The sequence below is a fragment of the Pseudomonas sp. LH21 genome (genome assembly GCF_036549575.1).
Taxonomy (GTDB): Bacteria; Pseudomonadota; Gammaproteobacteria; order Pseudomonadales; family Pseudomonadaceae; genus Aquipseudomonas; species Aquipseudomonas peradeniyensis.
Genome location: NZ_CP144367.1, coordinates 1,744,717 through 1,759,094, shown reverse-complemented (window position 1 = coordinate 1,759,094; position 14,378 = coordinate 1,744,717). Strand labels below are relative to the sequence as shown.

Sequence of the window (14,378 nt, the reverse complement as noted above, 5' to 3'; positions counted from 1 at the left end):
TGCTCGTGGCTCAATCGTCGCGGGTCAGCACAGTTTCGGTCTATCGCAGGACCGGTGAGCCCCGAATGCTTGAGTCAAAGTGTTGAGAGAGCAACGTCACGTCGCATCCTTGTAGCGGTCGCTGAATACAATCAGGCATACACCCAGCACGATAGCGAAAGACTTCCACAGCACCACATCAGCACCATTGAGCGTTTCACGGTGCAAGAACAGCATACCGAGCCCCCCCGTAGTGAGAAGACTCACGCCAAGCCAGGTACGCAGCCGGGGTGACCTCAACCAGCGATCAATCGCAAAGCCTATGAACAGCGACAGGGCGATCTGAACAGGATCCTCGTACATCAGTGACTCTCGGGTAGTTAGGCTCTGGACAAAGAGCCAGGAGAACCTGAGACGATACCTGCGGAAATACCACTCCATATGCCAGCCAACGCCTGACAAGCACGTGGGAAATTTCCCAGATCAGGCAGTTAATACCCCAGCGCAAGGTTTCATCACCCGACTCCCCGCCATCGCGCCCCTCAATCGTCCCGGGTCAGCACCTCCAGCAACTCGATCTCGAAGGTGAGGTCCGAATTCGCTGGAATCGACCCGACCGAACGCTCGCCATAGCCCAGGTGCGCCGGCACCAGCAGCTTGCGCTTGCCGCCCACGCGCATGCCCATCAGGCCCTGGTCCCAACCCTTGATCACCCGGCCGGTGCCGATCACGCACTGGAACGGCTTGCCGCGCGACCAGGACGAATCGAACTCGCTGCCGTCGGCCAGGGTGCCGCGGTACTGGGTGGTGATCAACGCGCCCTTGACCACGGCCTTGCCGTCGCCTTCCTGTAGATCGATGACTTGCAGCTCACTGCTCATGGCAGGTTCCTCGAGACGGTTTTGATGGGCGCCCTTTTCTCAGGAATATGCGGGTTTGGCAAGGCGGGTCGGCTCAGGACGGGGCGAACTGGTCGAAGATCTGTTGGCCGGTGAGGTTCTTGGTCTCGTTCTTGAAGCAGTACCAGGCGGGCTTTTCGTCGATGAAGATCTGCTCGGTGAAGGTCCAGTTTTCCGTGCCGTCCAGCAGGCCGACCGGCACGACGTAGAGGTTGCTCTCTTTCAAGCGGTAGAACAGGTGCGTGCCGCACTGGCCGCAGAAGCCGCGCTGGGCCCAGGGGGAGGAATCATAGGCGCTCGGGGTTGGGCCCTGGAACTTCGGGGGCTCGGTGCAATGGACCGCCAGCAGCGGGCCGCCGGTCCATTTGCGGCACATGCTGCAATGGCAGGCGCTGACATGGGTATTGTCGATTGTTGCGCTCAGGCGGATTGCGCCACACAGGCAGCTGCCTTGTTTTTCCACGGGCATCTTGGGGCTCCTTGCGGTTGTTCCGGGGAGTTGCAGTATAGGCGCAGGCTCCAGGCATCTCCGGTATCGCCCTGACTCAGCCCAGCATCCTGGCCAGGCGCTCGTAGGCAAGTGTGCATGGCCGTACCCTGGATAATCCAGGCGCGCCCATGCCCACTCGACCTAGCATTTTTGCCAGTTGTTGCACATCAGTACAATTCCTAACTTGGGAGCTCCGGCAATGCCTGTCCCCCGCGCCGGCCAGGAGAAGCACCTATGAGCAGCACGTCCAATATGCCCGCGAAAACCAGCGCTACCACACCCCCTACAACGACAACGACGCCCACACCCGCGACCACAACTACAACTACAACTACAACTACAACTACAACTACAACTACAACTACAACTACAACTACAACTACAACTACAACTACAACTACAACTACAACTACAACTACAACTACAACTACAACTACAACTACAACTACAACTACAAACTCAACCACAACCACAACCACAACTACAACCACAACTACAACCAGCACAACTGGTACCTGCACCGGCCCCACTCCCTCCGCCAACCTGATGCCTCCGAAAATGACGGATGCCGACGACGATGGCCATGGGAATGGTGGTCTCGGCTACTATGACTTGTTGCACAACCCAAAGAAGATTCTTGAAACGCGTGTTGGCCCATACCTCGACGTAGCGGATGGCGATGACATTCAGCTATTTCTGGACGACACCATGATATACAGTCGATTCGTCAAAAAAGACGAGACCGGCGTCATAGTGCTAGAACCTACTGCGGAACACTTTATAAATACAAACGAAGGCTTGTATGGCCTCTGGTACAAGTTCATAAGTTTCCCAGGTGGCATAGAGTTCCCCTCGGATGAAACTGAGCTCTTCATAAAGACCACGATCCCCGGAGACCCTGATAAAGCCCTGCCGCTCCCAGAGGAAAACTACAAGCTGGAAAAAGCGTCGATCGTCCCTGAGTGGTTGGCAGGGGACACCGAGAAGGTCACCATAACGGTCCCCAAATGGACTTACCAATCCGGATACGACACGTTGACAATACATTGGTCCGGTTTCGAACACAGTATCCGAATTGATGATATTTATAATGACACGGTGATCGTCCTCGACGACTTGCGATCCAAGATCCCTGGCGGCAGAACTTCGCTGACCTACAGCATTACCGACGATGCAGGCAATTACTCGCTCCTGGCCCCGCCCACGACGGTGGACGTGGACTTCGACTATCCCGAACAACCTGGCGCGCCGCGCGTTCTTGTCGACGGTCATGAAGACCAAGAGATCGACATGAGGTACCTGTTGACCGCTGACCTAGTGGTGGTGGTGCCTGCGAATGAGAATCTGCAGCCAGGACAAGCTGTCGTCGTTGAGGCATACGGTCGCAACGCCGACGGCGAAGACATGACTTCTACAAGTGACCCACAGAACGCCGGCTCTCCGGTTGAAGACATGTTGTTCAAGATTCCCAATGACTTCGTAAAAGCATTGGTGAAAGGTTCGATCCGTGTCGCCTACCACGTCGACGGTCAACATCTGTCGAAAAGTACTTTCCGGCTGGTCATCCACACCGTCATAGCAGCCCCCACGCTTCCCCAAGCCAAGAACGACAAGCTGGATTACCTACGCGATGTGCTGCCCGATCAGCATCTCAAGGTCGATGTGGAGCCTTACCCCGGTATGCGAGCTGGACAAAAGGTCACTGTAGTGTGGAAGGCAACGGGCGTTGTTGAATGGCGCAGCGAGGAGAAAATAGTCCGTTCGAGGGAGACCCTGAATTTCTTGTTGCCGGACTCGCTGGCGATGGGGGGCTACTCGAGCGAGGTCTCCGTGACCAGCTTTGTAAATGGCATAGCTTCCACACCACGCGAAGTGGCCATTGAGCCTCAAGCGGTGGAAACTCCGGCCATCAAAATCATCCCTGATGGTGACAAGTATACTGCCGAAATCGAGTTCCCAGACTGGGAAGATAGCGACAAGGTTAACCTCATAATTAATGGCCGAGTGGCAAAGCGCTCTATTGGATATCGCCAATTTGATGAACCTAAAAAAGCTAAAATTCTGGCGCTAGACTCCTGGATAGAAGAAAACCGAGGCGGCGCCGTCTTGTTCAACTACGGTATCCGGCGCGACAAGGATACAACCTTCCTCTACTCACCTCCCGGGCTCATTCAGCTCTGAACTACCACCAGGGCCCTATCCGGCCCTGGCTCTCCCTGCCACGCTACCGAGGCACGAGAACTAGCATTTTTGTCAGGTTACTTCCCATCACCCTTGGCTCAAGCTACCCGCACGCATGAGCCAGGAAGTGACGCCCATGTTCACCTTTTCCCACAGCATGCTCAGGCTATTCCTACAGCCTCAGTTCACTTCTTCCCGCACTCTTCAGCGCTCCCCGAATGCTTGTCCCACTTACTTATTCGCGTCGGAGTCTACGATGAAAAAAGACCTGTGCTTGCGTGCCCGCCGGCCATATCGATTCGCCTGTGCCCTGCTGCTCGGCTGCACGCCCCTGGCCACCGCAGGTGTCCTTGAAGGGCGCAGTGAACAGGCCACTCTCGAGGCCGGCAGCCCTGTGGAGTCCTGGCAGGTGAGCAATGGCGCCACCCTGAACATGAACGCCGGCAGCCAGGCCGATGCCTCGGATTCGTCATCGGGCGTGGCGATCTCACTGACCCAAGGCGGTAACCTTAACGCCACGGGCGCCACCATCAGGGCCGCCGGGCGCGCGATTATCAACAACGACAGCAACGTCACCCTGGAGCGCACCCATGTGATCGCCACCAGTGATGGCACCAGCGCTTTGTCTGGCGTCGCACTGCAGATGTACGGCGGCACCAGCACCATCGGCGACGAATCGAAGCTCGAGGGCGACCTCCACGCCATTGCCATCAGCTCGGACAGCCGAGGTGATAACCCCGGTAATCAAGAAGCCACCCTGAACATCGCCAACAGCACGCTGATCTCGACCACCGGCAGCGCGATCCATGTCGGCAAGGCCTTCGACTCGGAACCTATCGCCCCGATAGCCCATATCAACCTTAGCGATGGCACCGTGGTGGAAGCAGGGAACGGCAACCTGCTCGAGGTGGAAGACGACGCCAGCGTGTTCCTGACCATCAAGACCAGTGAAATCGAAGGCGATATCATCTCTGCCGACACCGCCACGACCCATGTGGCGCTCGGTGAAAACGCCATCTTGCGTGGCGCGATGCAGGGCGTGGACCAGCTCGATGTCGGCGGTTCCGGGCAATGGATCGTCACTGCTGACTCCTCCATCGACGAACTGCTCACCAACAGTGGCAGGATCACCTTTCAAAACGACAGGGAAGGCGACAAAGCCGGCCGGATTCTGACCGTGCACGGCGACTACGTCGGCGATGGCGGCAGCATAGAATTCAACGCCAAGCTGGAGGGCGATGCCTCGGTAACCGACAGGTTGATCATCGAAGGCGATACCAGCGGCACCACGTCGGTCAGCGTCAACAACCTCGGCGGATCTGGTGCCAAGACCTTGAACGGTATCGAACTGATCACCGTCGGCGGCGCCTCCAACGGGGAATTCACTCAGGCAGGTCGTATCGTTGCCGGAGCCTACGACTATCAACTGGTACGAGGTGAAGGCGACAACTACGGCAACTGGTACCTGCGAAATGAACTGATCGATCCCGGCAACCCTGACGCGCCGATCCTGATCGTACGCCCCGAAGGCGGCGCCTACGCGGCCAACCTGTACGCCATGAGCACCTTGTTCGATGCCAGTGTCGGCCAGCGTGGCGGCGACACCGAACGTGCCGACACCCTGGCGGCCGATGGCCGTTCGACCAACCTGTGGATGAAGCACAGCGATGGACACCAGCGCAGCACCGACAGCAGCGGGCAACTCAACACCCATGTCAGCCGCAACGCCACGCTGTTCGGCGCCGACCTCGCTGGCGGCTCCACTCGTGCCGGCGGCGCCTGGCGCACGGGGGTCTTTGCCGGCTACGGCAACAGCCATGGCAACAGCACCTCGCAGCTGACCAACCACTCCGCCAGCAGCCAGGTCAAGGGCTACACCACCGGCGTCTACGGCACCTGGTACGCCGACGGCAACAGCGAACAGGGCCTGTACACCGATGCCGTGCTGCAGTACAGCTGGTTCGACGCCCAGGTCTCCGGCGACGACGTGGCCACCGAGCGCTACAGTGCCAAGGGCGTTTCCACCTCGCTGGAGGCCGGCTATGTGTTCAGCGACCGCTTCGACGACGGCGATGCCTGGTTCCTGCAACCCAAGGCCAGGGTGGTCTGGTCGGGCGTGACGCCGGACGATCACCGTGAAGACAACGGCACCGTCGTCTCCACCCAGGGCAGCGATACCCTGAGCGTCAGTGTCGGCGCCCGCGCCTCGCTCAAGCTGAACTACACCGGCGATGACACCCTGGTCGACAGCTTCAAGCCCTTTGTCGAAACCAACTGGATCCACAACAGCCGCCAGGCTGGCGTCAGCCTCGACGGCGTCAGTGTGACCCAGGCCGGCACCCGCAATATCGCCGAATTCAAGGTCGGCGCGGAAGGCCGCATCAACCGTGATCTGACCATCAGCGCGTCGCTGGCCCAGCAAGTGGGCAGCAACGACTTCTCCGATACTGCGGCCTCCCTGGCCTTGCGCCTGTCGTTCTGACCGCCTGAGCATGCGTCGGCCAAACCGACGCATACCCCTCCCGCCAGCGCGACCTAGTAATTCTGTCAGCTTACAAGTTCGCGCTTTTTCCCGACTATGAACCTGCGTTCGTTTGCACCGTACCCGGTATCGAAACGACTTGAAGCACTGCCAAGGCCCGTCACCGCCTGCCCCAAACCTGAAGCCCTGACAGCACAGGAAAACAACCATGTCCGAACGTTACTTCATCGCCGAGTATAGGCCTGCCCCCCTGCCGGCCAAGTCCATTGCCTCGCAATGTGGTTGCCATAGCCGGCGCACCTACAAGGCGGTCCGCAAACCTAGTCGCAATATCGCCAAGTGGGGCTTTGATGAGAAACTGGTGTTTCCCAAGGATGCGCTCGCTCCGCCCCTCCCGGGTGTCGAGCCAGACAACCTGTTGCTGACAGCCTTCAAGAACTACCCCATCACGCTACGGTTCAGGATCCCGGCTAAAGTTGTCGACCCAACCCAGGATGCCGTACTGCTTCTCGTGGACGGCAGCGCGTTCAGCGACCCCGTCACCTTCGAGGGCTACAAAGCGGGGGACATCTTTTCCATCGTACTGCCCGCCAGCGCTCGCAAGGAGGGCACCCATACAATCCAGTACCGCATACATTACTCGAACAACGGCTCGGAGGACGGTCCCCTTCAATCCTTCAAGGTCGCTCTGACAGCACCTGGCCTGCCGTCACTGGCCGAGTTGAACGTTGATCCCGCCATCCGCGATGGCGGGGTCACCTCGGCCACCCTCGAACCCCACAATGGCAAGTACTATCTCAGAACGACCCTCAATGGCTACAACGGTCTTGGAATTGGCGACAGGATCCGTGGCGTGATCGCCGACCTCGACGGGTTCGGCAGCACAACTGATGTCGAGCAGGAATTCGGGCCTGGCGACGAGATCATCCTGCGGTTCCTGAGGGAGGACATCGAACGCGCAGGGGATGGCCTTAAAACTTTCGCCTACACCATCACCGACCGCGCCGGCAATGTTTCGCCCCCCTCGCGCCCCGTGACGCTCAAGGTACTGCTCGAGGGAGAACTGACGGGCCTGCTGGCGCCGGAAGTGGCGGACAGCGCTGACGGCATCATCAATGATGAAGAAGCGCGCAAACCGCTTGAGGTGATCATCCCCGCCTATGCGATCAACACCCGGAAGAGAAAGTCGAAACGCATCCCGAAAAAACGCCTCAAGAAAGGTATTTTGCCAGGCGATGCCATCGAGTTGATCTGGGGCGATGCCTACCACGAACTGCTGCCCTACCCCGACGGTGAGGAAGGTGCCCGCCTGCCTATCTACCCGGACTATGCGGCCCTCTACGACACCTGGAAGGCGCAATCGCAGGGGCGGGATAAAGTCGCGCGCATCACGGTGCGCTACCGGATCATTCGCGAAGGCATGGTGGCCGGCACCTCCGCAGGATTGGACGTGAACATCAACCTGCACCAAGTGGGTGGCGATCCAGAACCCGGGGTACCGACCCACCCGAACCTGCGCCCAGCCGTGCTGATGTCCTGGTCAGGGCAGCTCAACTACATTCCCAAGGATGACTACGACAAGGACGCCAGGCTCTTCGTGCCATGGTTCGACCGGCACTCACCGACGGCACCGGTGCTGATCAAGGGCGATGTGGTCCGGCTCAGATACGGTACCTATGCGTTTTCCCCCCGGACCGTCAGCGACGCTGACGTCGGCAGGAAGGCTGACCTCGAATTTGCCCTCACGCCCGACCTGATCGCAGAACAAGCGGGAGGTACACAGGCCGTGGTCTATGAGGTGGAGCGCCCTGTCCAAGGCCCGACCTACAACACGTCACAGGGGCCGGTCCAACCGGTGCTCGTTGACGCGGATGAGCAACTGCCTGGCGATGGCGATCTGGGAGAAGGTGAGTACGCGCCCCTCAAGTCCGCCTGCTGCATCATCCCGGCTGATTTCGAAGATGACAAGATCGTGTATTTCGTAACGCCGGCCTACAAGCACAAGCGACCAGAGGACGTGATTGAGATTAACCTGGTGCAAGTAGAGGGTATTGAACACACGGGTAATGAGGAGTTCTTGGAAGAGTCGAGAATCATCTGCTCCTATACGGTGCGCGATATTAGCGAAGGGACCGAGGCGTACCCATTTCCCCTTCCAACGGACAAGCTGCTCGCTCCCAACAAACGCTGCCATATACATTCCACCTGGCGGGTCATCAGGAATGGCAAACCGGTAGAGAACGACACCACCGCCCTGCTGATCGTGGACTCCCGCGGCACGCGGTGAACCGCGCACGGCATTCCAGCCCTCCGTCCACGGGAACCCTTCGGTCGATACCGAGGGGCCTCCCACAACGCGTGCGATAAAAGCGCACTTCTTGCCCGCTTCCTTCTGTGGCCACGCCCGCCAGCCACGGGCGACCTGGCAATTCTGTCAGGTTACAAACGCGCGCTTTTTTCCGACCATGACCTTGTGATCGCATCGGCTGCGCCAGGTACCGGGACAGCCAGTAGAACTGCCGTGGCAGCGCCCGACGGGGCACATCGCACGACAGCAACCCTGTGAATCCCCTAGCCACTGGAATGCAACCATGTCAAAACGATCCTCTCGCATCGACGTGCACACACCCGTGCACACACCCGGCAAGGTGCCAAGCCAATCCATTGCCTACTCCGGGCGTTGCAAGTGCCCAATCGTCTACAAGGCAAAACGCAAACGGTCACCAGGCATACTGGGTTTTCCTGATCACTTGGTGTTCCCGGATGACGCCCTGGCGGAGCCGCCGTCGCCCGGAGCTGCAGACAATTTATTGTTGGCAAGCGTCAAGAACGATACGCTCAAGCTCACATTTCCAGTGCCTGCCACGATCATGGACCCGGACGGGGATAAAGTGCAACTGGTAGTAGATGATGTTCCATTGGAGCCGCCCGTCACGTTCACAGGTAAAATACCTGGGGACCCTTTTGAAATCGACTTGCCTGCTTCTGTTCGCACGGAAGGCACCCACACGATCATCTACAAAGTCATTTACTCCGGCGGAGGGACAGAGAGCGGCCCACCCCAATCCTTCGTTGTCGACCTGACCGCGCCTGGCGAACCCTTGCTGGCCGAGTTGATTGTTGATGAGCTAATAAAAACGAAAGGGCTGACCTCGGACAAGCTTAAGGAAGACAACGGCGAGCAATACCTGGAATGCACCATCGCCGGTTATGGCGGCATAGCGGCCGGCGACATCATCGAGGGGACAATCCGCAGCACGTTACGTTCTCGACGCAAAGCCCGGGGGAGCATGCGTCGTCGTCCCAAGGACGAATTGACGCTGCGCTTCCTGCGGGCAGATATCGAGGCCTTGGGGGACGGTACGCTCGATTTCACCTACAAAGTCACGGATCGGGCGGGCAATGTTTCGATGGCGTCCCGCCCGCTGACGCTGAAGGTACTCCTCAAGGGTGAACTGACAGGCCTGCTCGCCCCGCAAATTGCTGCCCACAATGACGGTCTCATCATCGATGCAGAAGCACGCGAGCCGCTGGAACTGGTCGTGCCCGCCCATCCTGGCCCACCGAAAATCCAACCGGGTGACATGATCGAACTGGTGTGGGGTGACGCCGTGCATGGACTGGTGGCTATCCCTGGTGGTGAAGAAGGCAATCCGCAGACTTTGTATCCCTCTTATGCAGCCCTCTACGATACTTGGAAGAAGACAACGGCAGGTGCCAACCTGGTCGCCAGTATCGATGTGTTCTACCGCATTATTCGAAATGGTATTGTTGCCGGCACCTCTGCGATCACCACAGTGGCGGTCAACTTGTTCCAGGTCGGGGGCGATCCAAATCCAGATCCGGAAGATCCGGTGCATCCGAACCTGCGGCCCCCTTACTTGGAGACCGCGAGCAAAAAATATAATGAAATCCCCAGTGATGAGTTCGACCAGGACGCTACGATCTACATACCGTTGTACGATCGAACATTCCCACCCAGGAAGGTCTTGGAGGAGGGCGACAAGGTCTCGGTCATTTATGGTGCGATAGCGTTTCCTGTACGTATTGTCACCGAACAGGAAGCGGACGGTACGGCCGATCTGCAATTTACGCTGACTGCCGCCCAGATCGCGCAGGAAGGCTCTGGTTCAAAACCGCTCTACTTCATGGTAACCCGCGCGATCACAGGGGGGGCGGAGAATACTTCGCTGTCCTATGAACAACCGATCACGGTGCACGGAAACGATGAACTTCCGGGCGAAGGAAGCCTCGAGGATGGTAAATATATCCCTCTCAATGCCTCCGGCAGAATCACAAAGGACGAGATCAATCGAGGGGTCAAGTTCATTACACCGCACTATGCGAACAAGAAGCCGGGTAACAGGATTTCGATCGAGCTGTACCAGGCCGCTGGCGGTTCACACGCCGGTAACGAAACGCCTATCGAAGGGAGCAAATACACCTTCTCGAAACCCGTTGGTGAAGACGATAAAGACAAAGAAACAGAGTTCGAAATCCCTGCACATCATCTGTTGTTCCCAAATAATTTTTGCCATATCCATGTCACCTGGACCGCGACAAATGAATTTGGGTCTGTATCAAATTCCACGACTCCCTTGGTAATTGTCGACACCCGCGGCGAAAACGCTGAGTCTAAAAACAAGAAAAAGAAAAAGGGCAAGGGCAAGGGCAAGGGCAAGGGCAAGGGCAAGGATCAGACTAAAACCAAGTCTAAGTCTAAATCCAAGCCCAAACCCTGATCCCTGCTCTCATGGTTCATGGCAGACGATGCGACATCAGCGTACCCCTCCAGGGGGGTACGCCTTCTGCGTTACAGAGTCACCGTATCGCGCAAGTACAAAGCCGCATGGCCACTGATGATTACCCGACCATTGCCCGGCAGCTCACAGACCAGTTGCCCCTTGCGCGTCCCACCCTGCTCACAACGAAGCCGTGCCAGCCCAAGCCGCTCAGCCCAGTAAGGGACCAACGAGGTATGCGCCGAGCCGGTGACCGGGTCTTCATTGACCCCGACCCGCGGCCCGAACCAACGTGTGACGAAATCGAACCCTCCCCCCGGCGCCGTCACCGCGATGCCACGCACGTCGAAGCGAGACAAGGCCACGAAATCGGGCTGCAAGGCCGCGAGCACCGCCGGGTCATCGATCACCACGATGTAGTCGTCGGTACGATACAGGCCTCGCGCACTGGCCAAGCCCAGGGCCTCCAGCAACCCCGCTGGTATCTCCACTGCCAGCGGCTGCTTGGCCGGGAAATCCATCGCCAGCAGGCCCTCGGCGCCGCGGCTGACCCGCAGTTCACCGCTGCGGGTGTTGAAGCGCAGCACCTCTCGCTGCTCGCCCAACTGCTCGAACAGCACCCAGGCCGACGCCAGGGTGGCGTGGCCGCACAAATCAACTTCGACCGTCGGGGTGAACCAGCGCAGGTCGTAGCTTTCACCGTTGCGAACGAAATAGGCGGTTTCGGACAGATTGTTTTCTTCGGCGATACGCTGCAGCAGCGCATCGGGTAGCCAGCTCTCCAAAGGGATCACCGCCGCTGGGTTGCCGCCGAACGGTTTGGCGGAAAAAGCATCGACCTGGAAGATCTCGATTTGCATGCATGCACTCCTTCAAGTGAGAGTTATGGGCTGACTGGGGCTGCTCTGCAGCCCATCGCCGGCAAGCCGGCTCTCATGGAACAAAACACAACTCTTTGATTTGACTGGGACAGCGTGGGAGCGGGCTTGCCCCGCGATGCGGCGTTTGGCACCGGCTACGCCGGTGATCGCGGGGCAAGCCCGCTCCCACGCTGGAATTCTGTTCCCTGCGCGACAGCGTAGCCCGGAGGGCTGGGCGATCTCCCACAGGGAATAGAGATGACCTGTGGGAGTTGGCTTTCCGGTGACGGGTACAGGCTATCCGCGTACCGGCGTGAGCACCGGATCGCCGGCAAAGAACGCCTGCAGGTTACGCAACACCAGGCTGACCGTGTCGCGGGCGGCCTCGGGCGACTGGCCGGCGACATGAGGGGTGAGCACGGTATTGCCGAGGGCCTTGAGGGCATCGGGCACGCCCGGTTCATCATCGAACACGTCGAGTGCGGCGCCGGCAATCCGCCCCTGGGCCAAGGCGGCAACCAGCGCCTGGGTATCGACCACGCTGGCGCGGGCGATATTCACCAGGTATCCCTCGGCGCCCAGCGCGTCGAGCACCTGCGCGTCGACCAGGTGCTGGGTGCCGGACCCGCCTGGGGTGGCGACGACCAGGATATCCACGGCATCGGCCAGGTGCAGCGGGCTGTCGTACCAGGTGTAGGGCACATCGTTGCGCGGAGTGCGGCTGTGATAGCTGACGGGCATGTCGAAGCCGAGGCTGGCACGCTTGGCGATTGCCAACCCCACCGCGCCCAGCCCCAGGATGCCCAGGCGTTTGCCGCTCACCGACGGGCTGATCACCCGCTGCCATTCGCCACGGCGGGTGCTGGCGTCGGCACGGTGGATGTCGCGTAACAGGGCCAGCAGCAGGGCCAGGGCGTGATCGGCCACGGCGGAGGCATTGGCGCCGGCGCCATTGGTGACGGTGATGCCACGGGCAGCGGCGGCGGCCAGGTCGACCTGCTCGTAGCCGGCGCCTATCACGCAGATGATCCGCAACCGGGTCAGTGTGGCAATTTCATCCGCCGTGAGGCCCAGCGGGCCACGGGTGAGCACGGCGTCGATTTCGCCGGCGTGACGGGCGATGGCGTCGGCGCGCATCTTCGGCGACGGTGCGCGGATCAGGCGATAGCCGGCCCGTTCCAATAGCGGCAGGTAGTCATCGACGGTTTCCACCAGCACCAGGACTGTCTTGCTCATGCCACCCTCCGGTTGAATGCGAAGGGGGATTATGCGCGGACAGTTCCTACAGGACCACCCACGGCAAACTAGCAGTTTTGCCAGGTGCCGGCTTCGGGCGTTCTTGCAATGCTTGCGCAACTGACAACTTCCAGGGCCATTCACATGAACCTAAGAGTACTTGTTCTGACCTGCCTGCTGGTCTCGGGTTGCGCCACCCCGCCACCTACCGCGAACAGCCCCTCTCAAATGACTCAGGATGGCGCCCTGGTGGCCGCACGCCTGAACGAACGCTACAACTATGCACCGCCCGACTGTGGCGAGGACTCCAAACCGGCCTTCCTCTGCAGCGGCGTGATTTTCAGAGCCACCCGATACTCACCTGAGTACGACTCGTGGAACCCCAGCCCTAACTCGGTGGCCAGTGGGGGAGTTTCATTCTCCTATCTGCGCAAAGACGCCAAATTCAAGAACATGGTGCCAGGGCAGCACAATGGCTTCATCTTCCATCCGGTCCTCAATACGCCTTTCGGCAAGCAGACATTCAATATCCTGTGCTACTTCCCGATCGACGCCGACACCGACCAAAGGGAAAAACCGGGCTGTGGTGAGCACAAGGACTACCCCAGCGTTAGTCGCTCCTGCGAGCTACAGAATATCGATGCCGCTCTGGCTTGGCATATCCACTACCTCGCGACGCAGATGACGCGTGAAAGCCAATGCGGCTTCAATATCCGCGACGACCGCAATGAGGCCGCCGGCCCGGCCTTCAAGCAGGCCATGCTTGTACATAACATCTCCGGCGCAATTCAGGATCACCTGTTCCAGACGGCAAACGAGTTTCGCATTGCCACCTGGCCACAGAACATCCCTAATGAGCTACCGATCGAAGCATTCTTCTATGTCGATTCGACCGGACTGGGTAATGCCAGGAAAGATCGTGACAACTTCCAGAACAAGACCGGCACACGCATGCCACTGATCAAGATGACCCTGCCCGCTACCCTCCAGCAAGAGGCGCGGTTCGAATACATACCTGGCGACAATGGTTGATGCCGAAGCCAACACGACTCGAAACATTCGGCTGGTACGCTGACTACTGGCCGAACGCCCTGCCCAACCCACCCGGCACGCCACTGCTGTCAGTGTCCTGCCACGGCCCGTTGGGGCTCAGCGACCAGCTCCAGCCATTGTTCCAGCGGTAATAGGTGCGCTGGCGGTAGAACGTGTTGGGCTGCTTCTCCAGCACATAGACCCCCAGCTTCGGGTCCCAGTGGCTGGCGCCCCCCGGCGGTGGCGCGAAGCTGGCGGAGGTACGCGGCATCGGCTTGGGAATCGCCGCCGGCTTGCTCGGCTGGGTGCCGGGCTGGCCACCTGGCAGGGGCTTCACCACCGGCCCCTTGTGCGGCGGCGGGGTGGTCTCGATCGGCGGCAACGGCTCACGCTCCCCGGGCTGATGCACCGTACACGCGGAAAGACCCAGGGCCAGGGAAATCAGGGTCAGGCGGACGGTGCTGTTCATGGGGCTGC

The 14,378-nt window shown here is 59.5% G+C and carries 12 protein-coding genes; 6 read left to right on the top strand and 6 right to left on the bottom strand.

Translation table 11 applies throughout. The annotated features are described in order from the left end of the window. Positions 1 to 96: 96 nt before the first annotated feature. The 3 genes from VUG52_RS08230 to VUG52_RS08220 form a co-directional block, all read right to left on the bottom strand. The gene (locus VUG52_RS08230) at positions 97 to 342 is read right to left on the bottom strand and encodes a hypothetical protein (protein ID WP_262951584.1); all 246 of its coding nucleotides are present in this window, start codon (positions 340 to 342) and stop codon (positions 97 to 99) included. A 179-nt stretch (positions 343 to 521) separates the two neighbouring features. Then, complete coding sequence (locus tag VUG52_RS08225; RefSeq protein WP_050706629.1) at positions 522 to 860, bottom strand: FKBP-type peptidyl-prolyl cis-trans isomerase; 339 nt, start codon at positions 858 to 860, stop codon at positions 522 to 524. 73 nt (positions 861 to 933) lie between these two features. Continuing rightward, entirely contained in the window at positions 934 to 1,347 is a 414-nt protein-coding gene (locus VUG52_RS08220) for a GFA family protein (RefSeq protein WP_050706630.1), read from the bottom strand. A gap of 149 nt (positions 1,348 to 1,496) precedes the next feature. On the opposite strand from VUG52_RS08220, the gene VUG52_RS08215 reads away from it, so the two are divergent. The 5 genes from VUG52_RS08215 to VUG52_RS08195 all read left to right on the top strand — a co-directional run bounded on the left by VUG52_RS08215 (position 1,497) and on the right by VUG52_RS08195 (position 10,773). Then, complete coding sequence (locus tag VUG52_RS08215; RefSeq protein ID WP_331832681.1) at positions 1,497 to 1,979, top strand: hypothetical protein; 483 nt, start codon at positions 1,497 to 1,499, stop codon at positions 1,977 to 1,979. Beyond that, entirely contained in the window at positions 1,927 to 3,549 is a 1,623-nt protein-coding gene (locus VUG52_RS08210) for a hypothetical protein (RefSeq protein WP_052896068.1), read from the top strand. Before VUG52_RS08215 ends, VUG52_RS08210 begins: the two co-directional genes overlap by 53 nt. A gap of 256 nt (positions 3,550 to 3,805) precedes the next feature. After that, positions 3,806 to 6,031, top strand: coding sequence for an autotransporter outer membrane beta-barrel domain-containing protein (locus VUG52_RS08205; protein ID WP_262951587.1), 2,226 nt, complete (start codon positions 3,806 to 3,808; stop codon positions 6,029 to 6,031). Positions 6,032 to 6,239: 208 nt separating this feature from the next. Further along, the gene (locus VUG52_RS08200; protein ID WP_331832680.1) at positions 6,240 to 8,318 is read left to right on the top strand and encodes a hypothetical protein; all 2,079 of its coding nucleotides are present in this window, start codon (positions 6,240 to 6,242) and stop codon (positions 8,316 to 8,318) included. Positions 8,319 to 8,622: 304 nt separating this feature from the next. Then, positions 8,623 to 10,773 carry a hypothetical protein gene (locus VUG52_RS08195; protein ID WP_331832679.1) on the top strand — a complete coding sequence of 717 codons (2,151 nt, stop codon included), beginning with the start codon at positions 8,623 to 8,625 and terminating at the stop codon, positions 10,771 to 10,773. Between the two features lie 71 nt (positions 10,774 to 10,844). On the opposite strand, the gene VUG52_RS08190 is transcribed toward VUG52_RS08195, so the two are convergent. Continuing rightward, positions 10,845 to 11,633 (bottom strand): PhzF family phenazine biosynthesis protein, encoded by a 789-nt coding sequence (locus tag VUG52_RS08190; protein ID WP_331832678.1) that lies wholly within the window; start codon positions 11,631 to 11,633, stop codon positions 10,845 to 10,847. Between the two features lie 297 nt (positions 11,634 to 11,930). After that, on the bottom strand, positions 11,931 to 12,869 hold the full coding sequence (locus tag VUG52_RS08185) for a 2-hydroxyacid dehydrogenase (protein ID WP_050706637.1): 939 nt from the start codon (positions 12,867 to 12,869) through the stop codon (positions 11,931 to 11,933). A 249-nt stretch (positions 12,870 to 13,118) separates the two neighbouring features. On the opposite strand from VUG52_RS08185, the gene VUG52_RS08180 reads away from it, so the two are divergent. After that, positions 13,119 to 13,901 (top strand): hypothetical protein, encoded by a 783-nt coding sequence (locus VUG52_RS08180; protein WP_156329662.1) that lies wholly within the window; start codon positions 13,119 to 13,121, stop codon positions 13,899 to 13,901. Between the two features lie 43 nt (positions 13,902 to 13,944). Here VUG52_RS08180 and VUG52_RS08175 read toward each other — a convergent pair whose 3' ends face one another. Then, on the bottom strand, positions 13,945 to 14,370 hold the full coding sequence (locus VUG52_RS08175) for a hypothetical protein (RefSeq protein WP_050706639.1): 426 nt from the start codon (positions 14,368 to 14,370) through the stop codon (positions 13,945 to 13,947). Positions 14,371 to 14,378: the final 8 nt, after the last annotated feature.